The following is a 22,797-nucleotide window of genomic DNA, read 5'->3' on the forward strand; positions in this document are numbered from 1 at the left end:
GCTGCTAAGGATGCTTTATTGATTGTGAGCCACAGGCTCAACTTTAGACATCCCTCAGTACATCTGAAGGGATAACCGAGAAATGTGCACCACATACTACATACCATATACATTGTACCTCTTACCTTGTACTAAATACTTCTTCGGGTAGCATCATTGGACAAAATCCCCCAAATTTTTTTTCCTTGACACTAGGTAAGTGGCGGGATTGTTTGATAAATTAAAAACTGGTCACTAAAAGAGCGTGTTGGTAAAGGCAATTTTCACCTTCATTTGGTAGTTTTTGATGACTTTGAAGATTTCAATAAGGGTTACCTTTTCGATTTTGGTAAGGCTGTCAATGCTGATGAAGTTTTCGGGTTCCATTTTGTCCAGCATGATCTGTTTGGCCTGTCGGTCCAGCCTAAGCCCCATCAGGTAATAATAGGCCTGCTTAAGTTCCAAGAGTTCCTCTTCCGTAACATGATTTGCCAGAGCCAGGGCATCCAGTCGTTCCCCAGTATTGGTCAGGAAAATCTTGTGCTTTAGCGCAAACACCCGCGTGATGTCCACAATAGGCGTCATGGCCTTTTTGATATCAAAGACTTTTTGCTCGCCTACGGTAAAAGTCCTGATGCCCTTGAAGAATGTCAATGGAGGCTCATACTGCAAGGCATTGGTGGCCATATTGAAGAAGAAGCGTTCCAGCGGTACATCCAGCTGCTTATCCATGTAGTCGTGCAGCTCATCCAGAATGCTGAAGTCACCATAAATCGGACGCTTATCAAAAAACGTGGAATACTTCATGACCGTTTCTTGTGTTGATTCCATCATCCAAGCATCATAATTACGCTTCCAATGGGATAGAGAATGGGTCCATTTGGGGTTTTTGGCCATAAAACCACCTTTGCAAAAGCTAAAGCCTATAGTATCCAGATGAGTAGAGATTTTGTCTGCAAAGTCCAAGAAATAAGCCCGAACCTCTTCTCGGTGTTCGTTGGCTTTATCCTCATAAATGATCGCATTGTCCTGATCGGTTTTGAGGGTCTGTTCCTTACGGCCTTCACTGCCAAGTGTGATGAATACAAACCGCGATGGTGGAGGTCCCACTTCATGGATGACGTCGTCGATCACTCGCAGGGCAATGGTATCCGAAACGGTAGTAATCACCTGGTTGACCGTTTCGGACTTGACACCTCGCTGTAATAACTGCTCAACAATGGCGGGGACTTGGCTCCATTTCTCGCGAAGCTCTGCTACTGAGGTGGCTTGTTTTACGGACTGGATAAACAAGAAGGGTGATTGGGACTGCTCACTGAGGAGTTTGGTCCGGGAAATAAATCCTGTAAAGCTTCCTTCGTTTTTCACTAAGAGATAGCGGGTTTTAGTTTGGAACATCAGGAGCAGGGCTTCATAGATATAGGCATCTGCATCGATTGATACAATGTCCCTTTTGGTGATTCCCACCACTGGAGTGTGAGTGGGGATATTTTGTGCGATGACCTGATCCCGTAAGGTGATGTCCGTGACATAGCCGATGATGCTGTCTGCGTCATCTGTGATGAAGATACAGCTGGTTTTTTCCTCGCCCATGATTATGGCGGCTTCGGCGATGCTGGATTGTGCCCGTGTGGTGACCAGTTCGCGGGGATTCAGCGAACCTACTTTTTGTGTATAAAAAGTGTCAGATGTGATGTTGTTTTGTTGGGGATAATAAGTGGCTCCCTTTATAAAGTGAACAAATTCCGGCTCCAACATGCGCTCTCCAAACTCCCTGACAAAATGGTCTCTGAAAAGTGGATGCTCGGCACATAGTGTCGAGAATTGCTCTGGGGTCAAGCGCAGGATGATGGTATTCGGAAGAATGTCCACGGTCTGCAGGGAGATCCCTTTGTTGTACAGCAAGGAAATGCCACCAAACCAAGCACCTGGGCCATACTGTTCTACACGCCGCTTTTTTTGGTTCCGGTCGTAGAAATAGCCTTCATATCCCCCTTCCACTACAAAGTCAAAGCCTTCTATTCCAGACTGGTTTTGGAGATAAAGTCGTTGGGGTTTTGGATACTTGACTTCCTTAAAATGTCCGCGATATTGCTCTTGGGCAGCCTGGGGAAGATCAGTAAGTGGTTTGGTGAAATTTACCATGGGTAATTCCTGTTTTTAAAGTTGGTTCTCTAAAAATAAAAAAAATAACAGAGCTATTTACGATGATAATACCAATACTGAAAATAATAATGGATCAGTTAGGGCATAAGGCGGATGCTGAATGTATTTGTAGCGTGGCAAAACGCTGAAAACTAGGAATCGTTTCGGTAACCGTAGAAGCTATGCTGATATGAAACGATGAATTTAGTGCATACAAAGGGTTGCCAAAAACCATTACCTCCCAATCTTATAATTGGTTCTATATGATTTAGTGTGGGTAAGTATTAACCTGAGCTCGACTTAATTTTAGTATTAAAAGCGTCATACCCTTTTTAAGAGGATGTGGGTTGGAAAAGGGTGTGGCAATCCCGAAATACTGAGACTGCCACGGCTTCCACCCCTCAAATCTCCCTCTAAGCCTCGCAGTGACGGTTTTATAATCGAACTGAGGTTTCTAGCTAAATCCCTAGGTGGTTTTCATCCCTTTACCTTTGTCACTTTTTTGCTTCAGGTCAAAAAAGTAACCAAAAAACCCCGCCGCTGTGCATCTATTGGGCTAAAATCAAACCCCGCCCACATGCAGGCAAACTCCTCGTGTTTAGCTTCCAACAACCATTTTTTTCACCATTTCGTCAAACAAGCCTGCCTTCTTGCCTACCCGCTTTTTAACTTCTTAACGCCCAATACCTGCAAGGCGGATCCATTTTATACAAGTTTAAAAAGACCATGGACTAAAACCATAATTTTCTCAATGGACGATCCGTATTGGAAAATCCCTTTAACTAAACGACATTGATAAAACGGGTTTAATTACTTCACGCCCAATAGCGGCTAGGTGGATGATGTCCTTGGGGCTATTTTACGAGGTGATGATTAATCATCAGGATTTTTGATAAAATAATCTACCCACTGAAATCCATATAGAGCCTTATAATTTCACAATCTTCCAACCTCCCAAAGGTTCAAATTTTTTACCATTAAAAGAACCAAATTTAAGGGCTGACCGTTTTTACTCTTTGTCAACCTATTTAAAAACCATTGATGACGATGAACAACAAAGATTTAACGTTTATTTTTGACCTGAACGGTACCATTATAGACGACATGCATTTTCACACCAAAGCTTGGCACCAGTTATTTAATGAGGATTTGGGCGCCAATCTCAGCTGGGAAGACGTGAAAGTGGAGATGTACGGAAAGAATCCGGAAGTGTTGGACAGGGTATTCGGGAAGGGGCATTTTACCCCTCAGGAAGCCGACCAGTGGTCCATGGAGAAAGAGAAAAGGTACCAAGAGACGTATAAGCCTCATTTGGGTTTGATCAAAGGGTTGGGAGAGTTTTTTGACAGAGCAGATAAGGCTGGAGTGAAAATGGCCCTTGGAACCGCAGCCATTCCTTTCAATGTGGACTTTGCATTGGACAATCTGGATATCAGGAAGTACTTCTCAGCTATTGTCACAGCAGATGATGTGAAGCTGAGCAAGCCCCATCCGGATACCTTTGCGATGGCAGCGGATGAACTCGGGAGGGAGCCGGAAGATTGTATCGTGTTTGAAGACGCCCCGAAAGGTGTGGAAGCGGCTCAAAATGCAGGTATGAAAGCCGTTGTACTCACCACAGCTCACCCGAAGGAAGATTTCGACCAATACTCCAATGTGCTGGCTTTTATAGAAGATTATGAAGACCCCTTTATCAAGGAGTTGATCTAACGTTTGAATTGTTAAACTGTCGAACTGGTTTATGGTTAGCAATCATTCAGTTTGACAGTTTGCCAATTTTTCAATCTTGCAATCTTTCAACTAAAACTCCTTCAAGTTGCTGTGCCCAAGAGCGATAGATCTTCCCGCTGGGGTGAAGGCCATCAGCAGCAAGGTTTTCTTTTAAATGCCCGATCTCTCGGTATTCTTCGGTGATGTCGATGAAGGTGACCCCTTTGCCCTCTGAAATGGTTTGCTGCGTGCGGTTATATGCATCGATTTCTGAGGCTATTTTAGCCTTGTCCACTTGCTGCTGATCAGCAAATTTGGTGACGCCCCAGTCTGGAATGGATATGACCACCACCCGGTTAGTCTTGCCATCTGCAAAAGCGATTGCTTGGTCTAGTAGCTGTTCAAATTCTCCCTTGTAGTTTTCTACTGTTCGGCCCCGATACTGGTTATTCACACCAATCAACAGGGTGACGATTGAGTACGTGTTGTCATCTATTTCAGCAGCTTGAATGCCTTGTTGGAGTTCGTCCGTGGTCCAGCCAGTAGTGGCGATAATCTTAGGTTTGGCCATTTTGATACCTTTGGTAGAGAGCAGGCTGGTCAATTGGGCCGGATAGGTATCGGAATCACTGACTCCTTCTCCAATGGTGTAAGAGTCTCCAAGTGCTAAATAGGTGATTTCTTCGGTGGAATTGGTCATATCTTGGGATAATGGTGATGACTGGGGTTTGGGTGATTGATTGGTGCCATTGGTGACACAGGCCGAAAGAAGGATTGACAGCAAGCTGATTAAGATCCAGTCGAATGGTGAAGTTTTCATACCTGAACATACGAAATTTAAGGAAATGGGGATTACCTTAGTACTTTGATTCAAACTGTAAAATTAGCTTTGAAAGATGCCTTCAGTCATTTCGAAAACCCCTCGGTCAGCGTCCATTTTTACGTTGGCACCTATGGGGACGATAAATTGTTTGCTGACATGTCCGATCATCGCACCGCGATAGGCAGGGATATCCAGCGGCTTGATGTAGTCTTCGAGGATTTGCCAAATGGTCAATGAACCATAGCCCCCAGAGGGCTCACAGTCGGAGCATTGGCCGAAGATAAATCCTTTGATTTTGTCAAATACCCCCATGAGCATCAGTGTACTCATCATACGGTCTACGCGATAAGGGTCTTCTCCTACGTCCTCCAGAAAGAGGATTTTATCTTTGAAATCAGGAAGGTAGGGCGATCCAGCGATTCCGGTCAGTACCGTGAGGTTTCCGCCCACAATGGTCCCTTCGACCGTACCTGAAGTGATGGTCTGAATCCGGTTTTTCTTCACGATCAGGTCATCGCCTTTTTCCTGCTCATTTTCAAATCTCACCAATTTCTGGTCAAAGAACATTTGCTCAAATTGGTTGACGTTAAAGCTGTTCCAGCTGCCCGTGCCATTGGGGCCGTGGAAGGTGATCAGGCCGGTCTGGGCATAGATGGCATTGTGAATGGCCGTGATATCGCTGTAGCCAAGGATGGGCTTTGGGTTTTTGCGGATGGTTTTATAATCCAGCAAGGGCAATATCCGTGCTGCTCCCGAACCACCACGGATGCAGATGATGGCCTTGATATCCTCATTCGCAAACATGGCATTGATGTCTCCGGCACGGTCTTCGTCACGTCCTGCAAGGTGGCCGTACCGGTCAGTGAGGTGTTTTCCCCGAAGCACTTGGAAGCCCAGCGCTTCCAGTGTTTCCTGTGCAAACTGGAACAATATCTCGTCATTGGTCGCGGAGGATGGGCTGACCAAGCCTACCAAGTCTCCTCGCTTTAGGGGCTTGGGGAGTAAGGCTTTTGAATCTATGGTGGAGGCGATCACGTCGCTTTTGAGGGCCATCATCGGTGAGAGGCCCGCTGTCAGTCCCAGGGCTTTGATAAATGTTCGTTTGTTCATGCAGGTGTTTTTTTGGTTGAAGTTAAAAATTATCCCGGACATACAATAACACCTTTTCCATCTCCTTGATGACTTGACGGGCTTTGTAGGGGTAATTGTTGTTCATAAAAGCAAAGGCATAAAGTTTGCCTTTTTTGGTTTTGATATAGCCGACCAGCGAGTGGTTATTGCTGATCGTTCCTGTCTTGGCAAAGATGTAAGGGGTAGGGGCATGGTAGGCGTTTTTAAGTGTGCCCGTTTTTCCACCTTGCGGCAATAGCCTGAATAAGGTAGTATCCGGCACGATTTGGTAAATCTTTTCAGCAATGGAAACCATGGATCTCGGTGTGAATAAGTTGTACCGTGACAATCCTGACCCGTCCAGCCAGATGGGCTCGTCTTCAATGTCGGAAAGGTAATTTTTAGTCACAAAGTCAATGGCTTCTTCAGCATTGAGTTTTCCGAAAAGTTCATCCGCTACCATCAGCAAGAGGTGTTCGGCTAGGAAATTGTCACTTTCGTGCAGCATTTCCAGATAAAGACTGTCCAGCGGAATGCCTTTTAGGATAAAATGCCTTTCAGGTAAAGGGTCTTTGGAGGGTATGACATCTTTCTCTAGCTCTTGACTGGCCAATAAAGCAAAAGTTTCTGTGGACGTGACAAAGGGGACCTTGCTGTCCCTTCCCCGGATTACATAAGTGTTTGGATTATAGTAGAATCGATTGCTACGAAAATCCCGCTCCACATCCTTGATGGCTTTGGTGGTGATGGCGAGAGCATTGGCAAAGAGCGGTGGTGTCACAGTGGGAGACCGCTGTTGGTTGGTGACCGTGGCAAGGTTGCCATAAATGGGTAATGGTGACCGTTCTGCTGCATACGAATAATAATAATCATCCCACTGCCAGCCATAGCCGTAAGGAGTGTCTTCCCAATTGCTGTCGGAAAAATAAATATTTTCATAGTCGGAAAAAAAATCCTTCATATCGATGTCCGGCACAGGTTTGTACTTCCAAGAAGGGTCTCCAGTACCCCACACGATCACATCCTTGCCTTTAGGAAGGTAGCGCAGGCGTTTAGTACTATCACCCAAGGAGACCAAGGCGGCATAGAACGTAAAGAGTTTGGTGGTGGATGCTGGCGCAAAATACAAATCGCTGTTTTTTTCAAATACTGGACGCTGCTCATCTAGGTCATAAAGCATGAAGCCTGTAAGGTGCTTCGAAAAAAAGGAGTGATCACCCAACTGTCTTTCTAAGGTCTGGACAGCAGAAGGACTGGTTTGTGCCCAGAGGGTGATGGGCAAGCATAAACAGCAAAGAAAAATGAAGGAATTAGAATGTTTCATCAAAAATCAGCAGCATAATTTAAGTACGGGATTTGTAAATGGCCTTAACCCTTGGCCAAGGGTTTGGCAGCCAGAAAAACCAGGATCCATCCGGCAATGAAAGCTACCCCACCAAATGGGGTGATGGCGCCTAACCAGTTGGTGCCAGTAGTGGACAACAAGTACAAAGATCCAGAGAAAATAATGATCCCAGCTAAAAAGGCATATACGGCAGTATCCAGCAATTTGGCATGAGGGAGTTTTGCTTGTAAAAGCCCGATCAGGAAAATGCCAAGTGTATGGTAAAATTGGTACTTTACGGCAGTCTCAAAGGTGGCTGTCCGGCCAAACTGCTCCAAAGTAGCCGCCAGCCCATGTGCACCAAAAGCCCCAATGGCCACCGTTAAAGCGCCTAGGATTGCGGCAAGTTTAATCGTACTGATATAGTTCATCTTTTCGTTGATTGTTTTCGTGTCCAAGGTCAATTGTTTACTGTCCACGGCTAAAATTAATTCTTTGAGCCCTCACTGAATGCAAGCCGGTTTGTTGCTAACCTAGAACCTTTATAGGCTTGTCCTTACACCGAAAGCCCCACCTAACCTCCCCAAAAAGTGGAGGATGACAAATCTCAAATCTCAGATCTCAATACTCATTACTATTATCTACCCATAATTTCTTTCACCAAAAATGGCACTGCCGATCCGGACCATGGTGCTGCCTTCTTCTTGGGCAATTTGATAATCCCCGCTCATGCCCATAGAAAGTTCTTTGAGCGCCATGCCGCCTAATAAGTCCAAGGTGTTTAGTTGATCCATCAGTTTTTTGAGACCGGCAAATTCCGCCCTTACTACTGCTTCCTTGTCTGTATTGGTGGCCATGCCCATCAGACCGATGACCCGCACATTTTCCAATGCTGCAAATTCCGGCAGCTGGATCATTTCAAGTATTTCTTCTTCACTAAAACCAAATTTACTCTCTTCCTTCGCAATGTGAACCTGCAATAGGCAAGCGATGATGCGGTCTGCCTTTTGCGCTTGCTTATTGATTTCTTTGAGCAATTTAAATGAGTCCACGCCATGAATAAGGTGGATAAAAGGTGCGATATATTTGACCTTGTTGCGCTGCAGGTGGCCGATCATGTGCCAGCGGATATCCTCGGGCAGCTGGGGTTGTTTATCGACAAGTTCCTGGACCTTGTTTTCGCCGAAATGTCTCATGCCAGCATCATAAGCCTCTTGAATATCGGACACAGGTTTGGTCTTGCTCACCGCGATCAGCAAACAATCTTGCTTTTTAAATTGCTTTTTTAACTTGGATAGGTTCTCTTTTATGTGCATTCCATTATTTTTATGCTTGAAAGCAGGATGGTTACTGGAGTGAACCATTCACGATGCTTTATCCAAAGATAGTGGGGAAGCAGGCTTTAGGCAAATGAAGAATGGATTAAGAATAAGGAATTAATAATTGGTATTGATGGAATGGTCAAGCCAGTCACGCTGGGGCTGCCGGTAAAAGCTCGTAGCGGGATAGGCTGCCATCGGCCTTCGTTATGACAGGGAATCATCAAGCAAATAGAAAATACGACAATAACATGGCATCATACATATGGCTATACTAGGTACATTGCTCAAAAGAGGCATTAGGCTAAGAGAGTCCCTTGAGCAGGAATACAGTTCTCCACTGGAGCTACAGAAACAGGAATTAAAGAAACTACTTATCACTGCCAGTAAAACCCAGATGGCCGAAAAATATGGTTTCAAGGCCATCCTTTCACAGTTTCCTAAGAGGGGAGATGATTTTTATAAGGCTTTTTCCAATAACGTTCCCATATATGATTATGATAAGATCTATGCAGAATGGTGGCATAAACTCCAAGAAGGGGAGGGGAATGTCACTTGGCCAAAAGCCATCAAGTATTTTGCGCTGAGCTCTGGGACTTCTGGAAGTGCTTCCAAGTACATTCCGATTACCAAGGAAATGGTCAAGGCCATCCGAAGGACAGGGGTGAGGCAAATCCTGACACTTTCCAAATATGACCTGCCTTCCAAATTATTTAATAAAGGAATCCTTATGCTAGGGGGCAGCACGGATCTGGAGTTTAATGGGACTTACTTTGCAGGCGATCTCAGCGGAATCACAGCAGGCAAACTTCCGATTTGGTTTCAGCGCTTTTACAAACCCGGCCAGGAAATCGCCCGTAACAAAAACTGGGGTGAAAAATTGGAAAAGATCGTGGAAAATGCCCCGAAATGGGATATTGGTATCATCGTGGGTGTACCGGCTTGGCTACAGATCCTGATAGAGAAGATCATTGAGCGCTATGAATTGGATACCATTCATGATATTTGGCCCGACCTGACCATTTTTGTCCATGGAGGCGTATCCTTCGAACCCTACAAAAAAGGCTTCGAGAAGCTATTGGCCAAGCCATTGATTTATCTGGAGACTTACCTTGCGAGCGAGGGTTTTTTGGCCTTTCAGGCTTTGCCAGACCGTAGTTCCATGCGATTGGTGCTGAACAATGGGATCTTTTACGAGTTTGTGCCTTTTAATGGGCGCTATTTTGATGAGGACAGTGAGTTGAGATCGGGAGTGCAGCCTTTGAAGATCGATGAAGTGGAGGAAGGGGTGGATTATGCGATTTTGATTTCTACTTGCGCGGGTGCTTGGCGGTATATGATTGGCGATGTGATCAGGTTTGTTTCTATAGCAGAATGTGAAATAGTGATCACAGGAAGGACAAAGCATTTTTTGAGCCTTTGCGGAGAGCATTTATCCGTGGATAATATGAACAAGGCCGTGAAAATGGCCGAAGATGAAATGAATATCCATATTCGGGAGTTTACGGTGTTGGGGGTGCCGCATGGGACCTTATTTGCTCACCGTTGGTTTATCGGGACAGACGATGAAGTGGATCGTGATCAGTTGTGTGCGGTAATCGACCAAAACCTAAAAGTACTTAACGATGATTATGTGACCGAACGAAAGCATGCCTTAAAAGAGGTCAGTTTAGAAGTATTGCCATCTGCTGTTTTTTATGATTGGCTGCGCGAGCAGGGAAAAGAAGGAGGACAGCATAAATTTCCAAGGGTGCTCAAAGGTCCACGAATGGAAGCTTGGCTGGAGTTTCTGGAAAAACAATAGTCCAATGGAGTTTTCATTCATAGAAGGAATCGGTATGGGGTTGGTGCTGAGCTTGATCATTGGCCCTGTTTTTTTTGCATTGATACAGAATAGTATTGAGCATGGCTTTCGGCACTCGATGGTCATGGCCTTGGGGATTTTGGTGAGTGATAGCCTGTATGTGCTCATTTCCCATTTTGGCGTCAGCTATTTGACCCACAACCCGAGTTTCAAAGCGGGACTGGGCTATGTTGGAGGAGTTATCATGATCGGTTTTGGATTGGCCAGTTTTTTTAAAAATACCATCCAGCGACCCAGTTCGAGTAGCTTGCTGAGAAAAGAGGCGCCGAGACGCAGAAAAGGTTTTTTAAAAGGGCTTAGCCTAAATGGTGTAAATCCTTTTGTATTGCTTTTTTGGATATCAATTGCCGGGATGGTGCATTTGAAAAAAGGCTACTCGGAAGTGGATGTGGTGCTATTTTACGGAGGGATGTTGCTGACGGTATTTAGCACAGACTTGTTGAAAGCCTATATAGCCAAAAGGTTACGCAAATTTATCACACCTACTTTTATGTTATATATGAACAGGGCAGTTGGAGTGGTCTTGGTGGTTTTTGGACTAAGGTTGCTATGGTACGCGGTGAGCAAGTCTTGGTGAAAGCCCAAAGATTTTTTTCAAGTTTAGGTCCAAGTCTCAAGACTTGGCCCCGTGGAGACATAAGACAGAGAAACCTTTTTAGTAAGAAGTTCGTAAGATAGGCATAAATATTTATGTGTATTAACATGATTTATTATGCGTACGACATTGGATATACCTGAAAAACTCATTCGTGAAGCAATGGAACTTACTGGTGCCCGAACCAAAAGTCAATTGATAAGAGAGGCCTTGGAAGCCCAAGTGCAGCAAATAAAAAGGAAAAGGTTATTGACTTTTAAAGGTGCTATCGACTTGGCTATCGACTTGGATTCGGTAAGAAAGAGAAAAGATGGATAGGTATATGGTGTTGGTGGACAGCTCCGTTTGGATCGATTATTTTAAAAAAGGAGAAAATAGGCTTTTGGATAATCTGATTGAAGAGGATTTGGTATGTACTAACGAGTTAATCCTGACGGAGCTTGGGCCTTTTCTGAATCACCTAGGAAGGGCCGATATCTGGGATAGTTTACAGGCTCTTCCAGTCATTCCATTGAATATCGATTGGGAGCTGATTAGAAGATACCAATCGATCAACTTACAGAATGGGATAAACAAGGTCGGTATTCCTGATCTCATTATTCTACAACAGGTCATTGAAGAAAAAATCACCATGTTTAGCTTCGATAAGCACTTTAAGCTAATGGCCCGGTTACTGACTTTTGAACTTATCGATGCTGTATGAGTTGCAAGGTGTTTCTTCTGAGAATGTGAAAGTCAGTTAGGTAACAGTAATTATTTTCAGTGGAAAACTGTGCTCTTTTCAAGAGCCTTTTTAAAATACATTAAAAGTCTGAAGACTTTTTTGAGTTTGGGTCGAAGTCTGAAGACTTCGACCAACGCTGCTGGTGAGAGGAACCTCCCCATAATATAATCACACAATCCCACAGTTCCACGGCCATACATCAGCCCATCAAGTGGTTTCACTGGGGTTTTAGTCGTTTTTTGCCCTGTTTTTAGTGGAGTTGGTTTTTTAAATTACTGGGACTATTAGTGGATACAGAGGGTGGATTTTTTATGGATAATGAAAGAAGTGTTTTTGAACTAAAAATGCAAAAAAGCGAAGGGTCAAAAAAAGATAGAAAAACCGTTTTGCTAGACCCTTTTCCTGCCATGGGGCATGTAAATGCCTTTTTGAATCTGGCTGAATGGTTGCGCAGGCAGGGATTTAGTCCCGTGTTTCTCATCAGTTATGAATATGAGGAAAAAGTATGGAAGACAGGGAAAGGAACTTAATATTCGGCTAGTAAAATCCTTTGTCCAAAAGATCATTCGCCTGCCGATACCAGTCCTGAACGGTTACAGTACGGGGGATCTGGTGGCACGGATGAATGACTCCATGCGAATCCGAAGGACGGTGGCCCTCCTGACCGGAAATGTTGCGATCAATGTCCTGGTGGTGTTGGTTTCCCTCGGGTATATTTTGCACCTCTCCTGGCCCGTTGGGCTGATCTGTCTGATAGGCTTGGTTTTCTTTACAGTGGTGGGTATCCGCTTCCATAAGCCTATACTATCGTTTCAAAAACAAGTAATGGAGGCACACAGCCAAAATGAAGCCCAGTACCTAGAATCCCTAACAGGAATTCATACCGTGAGGTCCTATGGCAAGGAGGAGGTATTTCAGGATCGGGTCAATATGGTCTGTATCAAGGCAAAAGCTATGATTTGGCCATTGTGGCAAATAAATTTGGCTTTTTTACCCAACTCGTATCAGCAGTATTCCTAAGCTTGATGTTTGCATTGGGAGTGTGGATGATCTTGGAGGGACACCTATTGCTCGGGGAGCTGATGGCCGTATTGGCTGTAGGGGGAGGCATCATTCCCGGTGCGGCCTCCCTGATCATCGCCAATATCCAACTTCAGGAAGCTAAGGTGGCTTTTGACAGGCTTTACGAGATAGCCTCTCTGGAAAAGGAAAACCCAGGAAAGGATAAGGGCATGAAGGAAATACATTTGGGTGAGCAGGGAAATAAACTGGCCATGGAGAACGTGTCCTTTAGGTTTGCCGGACAGCGTACTATTTTGTCTGATGTGAATTTTTCCCTGGATCAGGGGAGAATGGTCGCACTATTTGGGCAAGTAGGCTCGGGGAAAACGACACTGGTGAATCTCCTACAAGGATTTTATACACCAGAAAAGGGATGCCTTAAGTTAGGGGACAAAACCATGGATAATTGGCTTCTTGCGAACTGGAGAAAGCAGCTGGCGGTAGTCTCCCAGACCGAAAAGGTCTTTAATACTACGATACTGGACAATATCTGCCTGAGTCATGATGCGGAAGAATGGCGACGTTGCGTGGAGTTTTTAAACCAGAGTGGACTGGAAAGGTTCTTTGGGCAGTTTGATCAAGGGGTGATGACCCTATGTGGTGAAAATGGCCGGAACCTCAGTGGAGGCCAGCGGCAGCTGGTGGCCATCGCACGGGCCCTTTATAAGCAACCAATGTTTCTGGTGCTGGACGAAGCCACTTCGGCGATGGATTTCGATACGGAGCGGCAGCTATTGCTGCTGCTGAAAAGAGCCATGTACGGCCAAGGGATGGGGGTAATGCTGGTCACCCACCGGGTAGGGCTGGCAAAGCAAGCGGACAGGATACTGATCCTCAAGCAGGGAAGCATTACCGGAGAGGGAGCCCATGAAGCACTCGTCCTGGGAAATAACGAATATGCAGAAGCCTACCAACAGATCATCAGCGAAACCATTAAATAACGGTACTATGGGAGGACTGAAATACTACGAAAGGACAAAGCTCCTGATAGAGCTGATCGAAAAGAAGAAAACGGGCAGGCCAGGGGAGTTGGCCAGAAAACTGGGCATAAAAGAAAGAATGGTTTATAACCTACTGGACGATTTGCGTTTGACGCTGGGGCAAGAAATCAGTTACTGCAAAGAGCAAAGAAGTTACTGTTTCCAAGAAAAAAACAACTGACTGCAAGGAAATTGCAGTGGATCAGGTATAAATTGGGGTTATCAATAAATCAATGTTTTACGTTAAATTTTGTACATTATGAAAGAGTTAAGTTTTGAGAGAATGGAGAATGTTAGAGGGGGAGTAAGGTTTAATGGAGATATGAATTGTGGGGTTGCTGCAGTTGGATTTGGGTTAGGAGTTGTAGGGGTTCTAACGGGAGCGGGGGCTTTAGCTGGGCTTTCTGCTATAGTTGCTACGACCGGTGCTCTTATGACTTGTTTCCCTATGGATTATTAAAGAAGTTAAAAGTAAAAAAAAGTATTAGGCTAAGAAGAAATATCACAGGAGATCTTTTCTCCTCATTTTAGGTGAATTTTATCTTTCGCCAAAATCCCTCTTGAATGGCGGGGGGGAGATTCCGGCCATCAATAAATTATTAGATGGGGCATTGTGGATAGTCAGATAAAGTAGTATTTAATGAAGTATAATAAATATTCTCAGCCTAATATTTTGAGTTCTCTTTCTTAAAGAATTTAATTCATTCTTCACTTAGAATAAACAAACAATGAAGAGGTATTCAAAGTAGAAGAGTATTTTCAAAATTACGAAATAAAATTATGGGAAGGTACAGTTTAATACTAGGGACAATCAGTCTGATTGCATTTATTTTTTCAATCATAATGTTAACCAAATCATTAGGTTTTGGAATGGTATTGACCGCTACAAGTTTGTTCATTTCCACAATCCTCTTTTTTAGTCTATACTTTAGACATAAGCAAGAAAATAAAGTACAATGAGTTGATTTTTCAAAAAAACAGCTGACTGCAAGGAAATTGCAGTGGGTCAGGGATAAATTTAGCTTATCAATAAACCAATGTTTTACGTTAAATTTTGTACATTATGAAAGAGCTAAGTTTAGAGAGAATGGAGAATATTAGAGGGGGAATAAATGACCATGCTAGGTGTTTTGGAGGGATAGCTGCAACAGTTGCATTAGGAGCAACAGCTTTTTTTGCTCCTGCAGCATTTATGGGGGTTTTAATGACGGGGCCCGGTTTGCAGGCTGTTGCTTCTGTTTCTGCCGCTGCAGGCATTGCTATATACGAGGGTTGCTAACAAAATCAAAATTCATCAAAGTCAGGTGATTGAATATCACCTGGCTTTACATAATTGCTATAAGCTCTAATCCCTGCGCTATCCTAAAAACTTAAAAATTACATTGACAATAGTTAAGTCCGGGTACACGGTTTTGGAAAGCCTTGATTTTAGTATTTTGGAGATTTAACTCAATTAATACTGATTTGCATATGAATATTAGATATTTAAGAATTCTTATACCGCTTTGGTCTATTGGAGTTATTGTGCTTATTTATTTCAATTCAAGTGATTTGAAGCTTTTCTCGGTGTTCACCATTTTGTTTATGGTGGCAGGCTTTAATTATGCATTATATAAATACCTTAAAACTATACCTGAAAGAAAAAATCAAAACATTACGAGAACATACAATCAATTTGAGAAATCTGTTAAAGTAGCGAAGCCTTTGAGAATAATTGGAACAATTCTATTTATGGCTTTAATGACTATGTGGCTGGATATAGTGAAATTTAAATATGAAAGTTATTTTAGCTTATTGGTAATGGCAATATTATTGAGTTATGTTTTATTAGGAGTGATTTTTATTAGAAAAGCATCGAGGTTTTGAAATTGATTTTAAAATAGCTCTTCCGTTGAAATAGAGTTTACACGATTTATTTTGATCGAGCTGGTGTTGTCTATAGTCTTAATAATCAGTTTACTGTTTAGTTCTTGTGAAACCATTTTTGATCTTTTTGGGCTATTCATTGGCTTTATATTTAGCAACACTTTTGTTGATTGATTTTGAGGGGATGCTGCTGAACGAAATGCTAAATGAGTATGCGCTTGAACTGTCATTTAAGGAAGTTCAGACGGCGATCGACGAGGTGCTGTATTGGAACAGGTTCAGTGCGCTGTTTGCCTTTCTGATGTTTACAGTCAAGTGTTTTTTGGTGGCAGTAGTGTTGTTTGCAGAGTGGAATTAACCTATGGCATGCATGCCAAAATACTTGATTTATATCTAATATCAACTTAAAACTTACAATTATGAAACCTATTTCCATTGAAAAAATGTCTGAAATTAAAGGAGGGGATAATTATTCAAATAGAACATGCTCTCGATTGGGAGGCGTTGCATTTCTAGCTGCAGTAGGGCAACAGTGGGCTGCAACACTTGGGATAACAGCTGCTGCAGCTGCTGGTGGATGTTTTGATTACTGGTAAGCTTTAATGTCGCTCAATGGCAACTGAATAATAACTGGATTTTTGTCACTACGATGTTCTGTTTTTAGAAAATAGTACCGTAGTGGGGAATTTTATCTTTAGTAAAACAATTGAAAATCAATCGTGCATAACAGTATTTCTGATGTTTGGTTATCAAAAATGTTAGAGTAAATATGTTAAATCTATGAAAGTATATATGAGCTTTACAATTAAATTCATAAAACTATTCATTAACCTTTTTGCAGCAGGATACCTGTTTTATCTTGGTTATTTGCATATGGACGATATTCCAAATGGAGAAATTCTATTTCGCTCCAATTTAATTCTAGGAATAATTTGTTTGGGCTTTTTCTTTCGAGAATTAAAAAGAGTCAGACAGCGTTAATAACTCTTTTATGCGTTATAACTTGCTGATTTGATAGAGAAATACTCCTTTGGAAACATGAGAATGATTAATGGTAATTTTATGATGCCATGGACTCCGTTGCTATTTCTTGTGATCGCAAAAGGATATATCATATCAGTATTAATCTTGTTTTGACTTTCTAGTCTCTGGTATTATTGGGGGATTTTCTTTCAGATGATTACCTATTTGGTGTGTGACACAGTCTGTTTTTTAGTTGTTAAAGTCCTTATTGTTCTAAACTGGATGAAAAAAGTTGCGAAATCCGCGAGAATTAGAGTCAAAGTCATTTAGTTAAGCGAGGGGAGGGGATAGGCACCATAAACAGAGTAAATGGTATGCCCCTTTACTTCGACTCTGCTCGGTATGATATAACTGGAGAATAGTTAACTAAAAGACATTGAAGTTAGAATTATCAGTATGAAACCATTTTTGATCTTATTGGGCTATTCATTGGCTTTATATTTAGCAACACTTTTGTTGATTGATTTTGAGGGGATGCTGCTGAACGAAATGCTAAATGAGGATGCGCTTGAACTGTCATTTAAGGAAGTCCAGACGGCGATCGACGAGATGCTGTATTGGAACAGGTTCAGTGCGCTGTTTGCCTTTCTGATGTTTACAGTCAAGTGTTTTTTGGTGGCCGTGGTGCTCTATGCAGGGCTGTTCTTTGCCGATCGGCACAAGGAGGTAAGGCTGGGGACGCTTTTTGGTATTGCCGTATATGCGGAGGTGGTTTTTGTGATCGCCGGACTGGTGAAGCTGGTGTACGTATCGGCCTATGGCCTCAGCTATCAGGAGTTTGCTGCCTTTTACCCCTTGTCCTTACTCAACTTGTTCGATTTAGAGAATATTAATCCCGTTTTCAGTTATCCGCTTCAGTTGGTGAACCTGTTTGAGTTGGTCTATGTATTTGTATTGGTGTATTTGGTGAAAGAGGAACTGGAACTGAGTATGCCCAAAAGCTCGAATATAGTCCTCGGGTCATACGGTACGGCACTGTTTTGCTGGGTGGTGTTTACGGTCTTTATCACCTTGAACATGTCCTGATATGAGGAAGAAACTGAAGTTTGTGGTGCTTTTTTTGGTAATTGCCTTTCTTGGGGTAATGGGGTACCTGATCATGGATAGGGTAATGGAGAAAAATAGCGTAGCAGAAAGGATCAGCCAGTTTCCAGCGTTTACGCTTTATAGGCCTGACGGGGAAAAGTTCACCACCGACGAGCTGCCCTATGATCGACCGGTCATCTTGATCTATTTTAACTCTACCTGCCACCTGTGTGAAAAGGAAATCCAGGCCATTAGGGAGAGACAGGAAGAATTTGGCGATATCCAATTGCTATTGGTATCGAGCGAAGCGGGGAATGTGATAGGGGACTTTGCCAAAAGGATGGAACTGGATGCTTGTAAAAACATACATTGGTTCCAGGATAGGGACATGGAAGTGGCCGTTTACTATGCTGTGGGCAGCGTTCCGGAGATCTTTTTGTATGGCCCTGACGGTAAACTGGTCAAGCGTTTTCAGGGGACGGTGAAGGTGGAGAGGTTGCTAGAAGCGTATTGAATATATTTAGGTTAAAAGTCCAAAGACTTTTTTGAGTCATGGTTCAAGTCTTCAGACTTGAACCAACGCTGCTGGTGAGAGGGAGGAGCTTCTCCATAATACAGTCACACAATCCCACAGTTCCACGGCCATACATCAGCCCTTCAAGTGGTTTTACTGGGATTTTTGTCATTTTATGCCCTGTTTTTGGTGGTGGGGAGTTTTTATATTGTAGTTCTAAAATGTTGATTGTTATGGAGTTGTTTGTGAAAATAGGGAAAGTGATTTTTAGTCTTTTGGCAAGTGTTTATTTGGTTTACTTGGCCTTTGATCATAAAGCTGATTTTTTGAATGGAGAGATGACCTTTTTAATGAGTATGGTAGGAGGAGGAATATGTCTTTCCTATTTTTTTAATGGATTGCGTAGGTTGGTGATGAATGTTCCGGCGGTGTTGATTTCCTTGATGCCAACGGTTCTGGGGTGTATATGACCAAAGGGCTCATGGACGGGGAACAAATCATGCGGGTAATTATTCTGGGCTTGGCTTTGCTGCTCATTGGAGTGGGGTGGTATGGGTATTATACAAGTAAAGTAAAGCTCATTACAGCAGTATTGATATCTGTAGGGATGATGTTTCATCTATTGGATTAATTACCAGTATCATCAAGAATTGCAGTACTGATTAGGCTTAATCGTATGAGTTTGACAAAAGAAATAGTACTTTTAATAACCTGAGCTCGACTTAATTTTAGTATAAAAAGCGTCATTGCGAACCCTTTTTAGGAGGATGTGGGTTGGAAAAGGGTGTGGCAACTCGCCGCGGCGAGCTGCCACGGCTTCCACCCGCTCAGGCCTACCTCCAAGCCTCGCAGTGACGGTTTTATAATCGAACTGAGGTTTTAATATTTAGCGGAGTGTTGGTCATTTTGGCGAAGCTAACGCTCCAATACGAATGGGTGTCCACAGACAGTGTGAATGTTTTGTTTTTGATGCCTGTGCTTATTGTTGTTTTTGACTTGGTCAGAGAAAAGTGGAAGAGAAGTAAGTGCGGGAAATAAACATCAAGAAAGTTGTCCGGCAAGGCCATGAAAAAAGCTCAGATTGAAGATTTTATTTTGCTCCTAATCCTATTGGCCAGCGTGCTGTACATGGTGTTTTGGGGCTCCTTTTTGGCAGATGAACTTTATTCCAGAATGGCGAGGCTGATGTTTGGAATGTCGGTAATTATGCTGATTTTTCGGAATCGGCGGCGTAAACAATAGGTGTCGTAAAAGTCTGGAGACTTTTTTCAGTTTGGGTCCAAGTCCTAGACTTGGACCAGTTGTCGTGGGGTATAAGACAATTTTACGCTCCAATAGTTTGGCGTTCCATCTTCACTAGTCCAATAGGAAATTGTTGACAAAGGTGCTTTTCAGCCCCAGCCAGATGAAGAAGAAAATAACGCCCAAGAAAAGGTATGGACGATAGAAATCCTGGGTCTCTTTGTAGCGGGATTCTAAGATTTCTGCTTTTTCCATTTGGTCGATCTGTTCGAAGATGTTTTCCAGGGCCTTATCATCCGAGGCTCTGAAAAACTGCCCTTTGCCGATTCTTGCCAAGTCGCGAAGGGTAGTCTCATTCAGGTAGGATTCTACCATTTGTGGCCTTCCAAAGAAATCGGTGCCATACGGAACCATACCATCTTTTCCTACGGCAATAGTGTAGATCTTGATGTCCATAGCCTCTGCTAGTTCTGCTGCAAATGTGGGATCCACGTTTCCGGCATTATTGTCTCCATCACTGAGAAGTACCATCACTTTTGACTTGGAGTCGGACTCGCGCATACGGTTGGTGGCGGTGGCCACAGCACTCCCAATCGCAGTGCCTTTGGCATCCATCATATCGAATGAAATGTCGTCAATAAGATCAGTAAGTAGCTCGTAATCAGTAGTGAGGGGTGCCAATGAAAATGCCTCTCCTGCGAAGATTACCATCCCTATCCGATCTCCAAATCGGCCATTGATAAAGTCGATGGCGGTGGATTTGGCGGCTTCTAGCCTGTTGGGTTCGAAGTCCTGCAAGTCCATGGATTCAGAGATGTCCATGACCAACATAATGTCAATACCCTCTGTGGATTGTTCCACTTTTTCATTAGATCGCTGTGGACGCGCTAGGGCGATGATCACCATAGCGAGGGTCAGCATAAAAAACAGGGTTGGTACCAAGCGCAAATACGTCCATGGATTGCTGTTGGATACGCTCCCTGGAAGTGAAAGCTCGAGAGAAGGATTTTTAATGAATTTGGTTAATTTCCTTATCAGCAGGATCAAGGGGACAATCCATAGCAGGTGCAGTACCCACGGATTTTTCCATTCGTATGAGCGGAAGGTTTCCGGTAAAAACCAACTCCATGAAAACCAATCAATGATATTATTTGCGTTCATGGATTTCTTTTACTTTTTGGTTGTACATGTCCACACAGACAGCTTTTAGCTTATCGGCTGTAGCCACAATGTCCTCAGCCGGCCTGTTGGCATAAATGATGATTTCGATTTTTCTAAAGTCAGTTAACAGCGATGGCTGTTCCAGGTATTCGGCGATTTCTGTGGCCGTCCATTCTTTGTATGGCTTGTTTGTGAGCTGTTCCATATAATCCCTCCATAGCCAAAGTACTTCTTCGGCGGTTTGCAGGGAAGGAGCGGATTGAAGTGATTGAATGGAAGTGTCCCATTTTTTGAGGAATGTACTATGCTGCTTTTTCAGGCGTCCGGCAGCCCATCTTTGTTGGATTTTCTTTCCAAACAGCAATAAAACAGCTACGCCTATTACTAGAACAATTCCTATGAAAATCAGCAAATAGGGATAGTTAAAATCCTTTTCGATAGGCATGTACTTGTCATTGTCCTTAAAGGTCAGTTCTTCGGGAAGCGGATCGATGGTAAGCTGAAGTGCTAGTTCATCTTGTGGTGCATAATGAACGATGCTATCGTATTTGAGGATTTCAAACACCGGCAATGCATAGGTTTTTACAGAATCCAGTGAGAAATTGGAAAGAAAGTAGATCGCACTGTCTTGTGTGATGCTGTCAGGGGTATAGGAGGTAAAGGTCTGCTTTTCCAGAAATGAAAAGTCCCTGTATTGAAAAGATGAATCAGGAAATACAATATTCATTTCTGAAGGATATTCAGCCTTTAGGACATAGCCGATACGTTCGCCCAGCTTGGCGGAATCCTGCATAAAGTACCCATCCACTTTGAGTCCTTGGGGCTGACCTTGCGCCCATCCCTTGACCGGAAGTGAAAGGCTGAGTACTGCAAATAAATAACTTAGAATAAATGCGTTGATTTTACCCACGTTTCATGGATTTATTTCTATACCTAAACAATTCTATCAGAGGAAGTACGATGTCCTCACGGGTGTCTATGGGAAGATAATTGACTTGGTTTTTCTTGCATAGCTCTTTTAATGTGTTTCTTTCTTCCGAAAAGGTTTCGGCAATTTTACGTGAAAAGCTGCCAAAAGCGGTGTTGACCCAAGTGGTCTTTCCCTCTTCTTTGTCAAATACTGGGATGATGCCGAGAGAGGGCAGTGCTGATTCACGCGGATCGGTCACCTGAATGGCTACGACATCATGTTTTTCGCCCATAGCTTTTAGCGACCGGTGGTAATTTTCATCGATAAAATCCGAGATGATGATAATGATGCTTCGTTTTTTAATCAGGTTCAGGGCAAAGGAAAACATTTCATTAAGATCCGTTTTCAGCGACTTGTTTTCATGGTTGAAAATTCCCCGGATCACCTTTACTCCTTGCCTAGGACCTTTGCCGGGAAGGATTATCTTTTCTTTTTGGTCAGAAAAGGAAATAAGGCCTACTTGACTGCCTTCGTGAATGGCAGCAAGGGTAAGTACACCTGCGATTTCTTTGCCCAAGTCGATCTTTTTGCGGCGTTCGTCACCAATGTCTTGGGATCCGGAAATATCCAACAGAAAATACACCGATTGGTCTTTGTCTTCCCGGAAGGTTTTTACGAATGCCCCGTGGCCTTTGGCAGATACTTTCCACTCAATCGTCCGGACATCGTCGCCATACTGGTAAGGCCTCAGGTCATCAAACTCCAGGCCTGCGCCTTTAAATATAGATTGATAATCCCCTTGAAGGTGGTTATTGGCCACTTTCCGGATCATTATTTCGTATTTCCTGAGTTTTTTCAGCAGTTGATTCATGGGCGGTTTTATTCCGAAGGCCTAAATTTAATGGACTCCTTTGAATAATAAAACGAGTAATGGCTAACATATTACCTAAATTTCAACGGAAATGGCTAATTTTGAATTGTGAAAAAGACAATATTCTTCTTCGTTTTCGTGATTGGGGTCATTTCATGTGATGATGACCAGGCCCCAAATTACCTGCTTTCTGAGAATGAGATGGTGGGAATAATGGTGGATATCCATATGGCCGAAGGAATGGCCAGTTCATTGCCTGTATCCTATGACTCTTCCAAAAAGCTGTATCCACTTTTTGAAAACCGTGTTTTCGAAAAGCACCACGTGGCCGATACGACTTACACAAAGAGCTTGGAGTATTATTTGAGGGATACCGAAAAGATGAAGGAACTGTACAGCCGCGTGATCGACTCCTTGAACGTGAAAGAAAAAGTCGGACAAGAAGACTGAAAAGTGAGCGGTACAAGTAGCCAGGGTGTCATGTTCTCACATTCCATCTGTGTACTATCAGGGCCAAATAACGAGTAACTATTAGCGAATAACTAATTT

27 protein-coding genes are annotated in these 22,797 nt (G+C 43.2%); 18 read left to right on the forward strand and 9 right to left on the reverse strand.

Going from position 1 to position 22,797, the window contains the following annotated elements:
* Positions 1–234: 234 nt before the first annotated feature.
* Positions 235–2,124 carry a DUF294 nucleotidyltransferase-like domain-containing protein gene (locus FDP09_RS10095; RefSeq protein ID WP_137402552.1) on the reverse strand — a complete coding sequence of 630 codons (1,890 nt, stop codon included), beginning with the start codon at positions 2,122–2,124 and terminating at the stop codon, positions 235–237.
* A 1,047-nt stretch (positions 2,125–3,171) separates the two neighbouring features.
* Between FDP09_RS10095 and FDP09_RS10100 the strand changes: the two genes are divergently transcribed.
* Positions 3,172–3,834 carry an HAD family hydrolase gene (locus FDP09_RS10100; protein ID WP_137402553.1) on the forward strand — a complete coding sequence of 221 codons (663 nt, stop codon included), beginning with the start codon at positions 3,172–3,174 and terminating at the stop codon, positions 3,832–3,834.
* A gap of 70 nt (positions 3,835–3,904) precedes the next feature.
* On the opposite strand, the gene FDP09_RS10105 is transcribed toward FDP09_RS10100, so the two are convergent.
* The 5 genes from FDP09_RS10105 to FDP09_RS10125 all read right to left on the reverse strand — a co-directional run bounded on the left by FDP09_RS10105 (position 3,905) and on the right by FDP09_RS10125 (position 8,407).
* Positions 3,905–4,654, reverse strand: a complete 750-nt coding sequence (locus tag FDP09_RS10105) for an SGNH/GDSL hydrolase family protein (protein WP_137402554.1) — start codon at positions 4,652–4,654, stop codon at positions 3,905–3,907.
* Positions 4,655–4,717: 63 nt separating this feature from the next.
* On the reverse strand, positions 4,718–5,767 hold the full coding sequence (locus tag FDP09_RS10110) for a S66 peptidase family protein (RefSeq protein ID WP_137402555.1): 1,050 nt from the start codon (positions 5,765–5,767) through the stop codon (positions 4,718–4,720).
* Between the two features lie 22 nt (positions 5,768–5,789).
* Positions 5,790–7,091: a D-alanyl-D-alanine carboxypeptidase/D-alanyl-D-alanine-endopeptidase gene (locus FDP09_RS10115; RefSeq protein ID WP_137402556.1), complete on the reverse strand. Its 1,302-nt coding sequence runs from the start codon at positions 7,089–7,091 to the stop codon at positions 5,790–5,792.
* Positions 7,092–7,135: 44 nt separating this feature from the next.
* On the reverse strand, positions 7,136–7,522 hold the full coding sequence (locus tag FDP09_RS10120) for a DUF423 domain-containing protein (RefSeq protein ID WP_137404988.1): 387 nt from the start codon (positions 7,520–7,522) through the stop codon (positions 7,136–7,138).
* 210 nt (positions 7,523–7,732) lie between these two features.
* Positions 7,733–8,407: a YggS family pyridoxal phosphate-dependent enzyme gene (locus FDP09_RS10125; RefSeq protein WP_137402557.1), complete on the reverse strand. Its 675-nt coding sequence runs from the start codon at positions 8,405–8,407 to the stop codon at positions 7,733–7,735.
* A gap of 268 nt (positions 8,408–8,675) precedes the next feature.
* Between FDP09_RS10125 and FDP09_RS10130 the strand changes: the two genes are divergently transcribed.
* The 16 genes from FDP09_RS10130 (at position 8,676) to FDP09_RS23775 (ending at position 18,695) form a co-directional block, all read left to right on the forward strand.
* Entirely contained in the window at positions 8,676–10,214 is a 1,539-nt protein-coding gene (locus FDP09_RS10130) for a GH3 family domain-containing protein (protein ID WP_137402558.1), read from the forward strand.
* Positions 10,215–10,218: 4 nt separating this feature from the next.
* Positions 10,219–10,851, forward strand: coding sequence for a LysE family translocator (locus FDP09_RS10135; protein WP_137402559.1), 633 nt, complete (start codon positions 10,219–10,221; stop codon positions 10,849–10,851).
* 135 nt (positions 10,852–10,986) lie between these two features.
* Positions 10,987–11,187: a type II toxin-antitoxin system VapB family antitoxin gene (locus FDP09_RS10140; RefSeq protein ID WP_137402560.1), complete on the forward strand. Its 201-nt coding sequence runs from the start codon at positions 10,987–10,989 to the stop codon at positions 11,185–11,187.
* Positions 11,180–11,572, forward strand: a complete 393-nt coding sequence (locus FDP09_RS10145) for a PIN domain-containing protein (RefSeq protein ID WP_222840321.1) — start codon at positions 11,180–11,182, stop codon at positions 11,570–11,572. The genes FDP09_RS10140 and FDP09_RS10145 overlap by 8 nt, the downstream gene beginning before the upstream one ends.
* Positions 11,573–11,904: 332 nt before the next feature.
* The gene (locus FDP09_RS10150) at positions 11,905–12,123 is read left to right on the forward strand and encodes a hypothetical protein (protein ID WP_187328832.1); all 219 of its coding nucleotides are present in this window, start codon (positions 11,905–11,907) and stop codon (positions 12,121–12,123) included.
* A complete protein-coding gene (locus tag FDP09_RS10155; protein ID WP_187328833.1) occupies positions 12,086–12,613 on the forward strand; it encodes an ABC transporter transmembrane domain-containing protein in 528 nt (175 codons plus the stop codon). The genes FDP09_RS10150 and FDP09_RS10155 overlap by 38 nt, the downstream gene beginning before the upstream one ends.
* Positions 12,562–13,596, forward strand: coding sequence for an ATP-binding cassette domain-containing protein (locus FDP09_RS10160; RefSeq protein ID WP_137402563.1), 1,035 nt, complete (start codon positions 12,562–12,564; stop codon positions 13,594–13,596). The genes FDP09_RS10155 and FDP09_RS10160 overlap by 52 nt, the downstream gene beginning before the upstream one ends.
* Before the next feature lie 7 nt (positions 13,597–13,603).
* The gene (locus FDP09_RS10165; RefSeq protein WP_137402564.1) at positions 13,604–13,816 is read left to right on the forward strand and encodes a hypothetical protein; all 213 of its coding nucleotides are present in this window, start codon (positions 13,604–13,606) and stop codon (positions 13,814–13,816) included.
* 78 nt (positions 13,817–13,894) lie between these two features.
* Entirely contained in the window at positions 13,895–14,095 is a 201-nt protein-coding gene (locus tag FDP09_RS10170) for a hypothetical protein (RefSeq protein WP_137402565.1), read from the forward strand.
* 603 nt (positions 14,096–14,698) lie between these two features.
* Complete coding sequence (locus tag FDP09_RS10175; protein ID WP_137402566.1) at positions 14,699–14,914, forward strand: hypothetical protein; 216 nt, start codon at positions 14,699–14,701, stop codon at positions 14,912–14,914.
* A 191-nt stretch (positions 14,915–15,105) separates the two neighbouring features.
* Complete coding sequence (locus tag FDP09_RS10180) at positions 15,106–15,501, forward strand: hypothetical protein (protein WP_137402567.1); 396 nt, start codon at positions 15,106–15,108, stop codon at positions 15,499–15,501.
* 106 nt (positions 15,502–15,607) lie between these two features.
* Positions 15,608–15,859, forward strand: a complete 252-nt coding sequence (locus tag FDP09_RS10185) for a hypothetical protein (protein ID WP_187328834.1) — start codon at positions 15,608–15,610, stop codon at positions 15,857–15,859.
* Between the two features lie 61 nt (positions 15,860–15,920).
* Positions 15,921–16,097: a hypothetical protein gene (locus tag FDP09_RS23770; protein WP_187328835.1), complete on the forward strand. Its 177-nt coding sequence runs from the start codon at positions 15,921–15,923 to the stop codon at positions 16,095–16,097.
* Positions 16,098–16,920: 823 nt separating this feature from the next.
* Positions 16,921–17,550: a hypothetical protein gene (locus FDP09_RS10190; protein WP_137402568.1), complete on the forward strand. Its 630-nt coding sequence runs from the start codon at positions 16,921–16,923 to the stop codon at positions 17,548–17,550.
* Position 17,551: 1 nt separating this feature from the next.
* On the forward strand, positions 17,552–18,064 hold the full coding sequence (locus tag FDP09_RS10195; RefSeq protein WP_137402569.1) for a peroxiredoxin family protein: 513 nt from the start codon (positions 17,552–17,554) through the stop codon (positions 18,062–18,064).
* 466 nt (positions 18,065–18,530) lie between these two features.
* Positions 18,531–18,695, forward strand: a complete 165-nt coding sequence (locus FDP09_RS23775) for a hypothetical protein (RefSeq protein WP_187328836.1) — start codon at positions 18,531–18,533, stop codon at positions 18,693–18,695.
* A gap of 725 nt (positions 18,696–19,420) precedes the next feature.
* Here the strand turns inward: FDP09_RS23775 and FDP09_RS10200 are convergent.
* Genes FDP09_RS10200 through FDP09_RS10210 form a run of 3 tightly spaced genes read right to left on the reverse strand, consistent with a single transcriptional unit; the run spans position 19,421 to position 22,248 of the window.
* Positions 19,421–20,467, reverse strand: a complete 1,047-nt coding sequence (locus tag FDP09_RS10200) for a vWA domain-containing protein (protein WP_137402570.1) — start codon at positions 20,465–20,467, stop codon at positions 19,421–19,423.
* Positions 20,454–21,377: a hypothetical protein gene (locus tag FDP09_RS10205; RefSeq protein WP_137402571.1), complete on the reverse strand. Its 924-nt coding sequence runs from the start codon at positions 21,375–21,377 to the stop codon at positions 20,454–20,456. The genes FDP09_RS10200 and FDP09_RS10205 overlap by 14 nt, the downstream gene beginning before the upstream one ends.
* Positions 21,370–22,248 carry a DUF58 domain-containing protein gene (locus FDP09_RS10210; RefSeq protein ID WP_137402572.1) on the reverse strand — a complete coding sequence of 293 codons (879 nt, stop codon included), beginning with the start codon at positions 22,246–22,248 and terminating at the stop codon, positions 21,370–21,372. Before FDP09_RS10210 ends, FDP09_RS10205 begins: the two co-directional genes overlap by 8 nt.
* A gap of 108 nt (positions 22,249–22,356) precedes the next feature.
* Here FDP09_RS10210 and FDP09_RS10215 point away from each other — a divergent pair, with 108 nt between their 5' ends.
* Positions 22,357–22,698: a DUF4296 domain-containing protein gene (locus FDP09_RS10215; RefSeq protein WP_137402573.1), complete on the forward strand. Its 342-nt coding sequence runs from the start codon at positions 22,357–22,359 to the stop codon at positions 22,696–22,698.
* The last annotated feature ends 99 nt before the right edge of the window (positions 22,699–22,797 follow it).

It is taken from the genome of Echinicola rosea (assembly GCF_005281475.1).
GTDB lineage: Bacteria > Bacteroidota > Bacteroidia > Cytophagales > Cyclobacteriaceae > Echinicola > Echinicola rosea.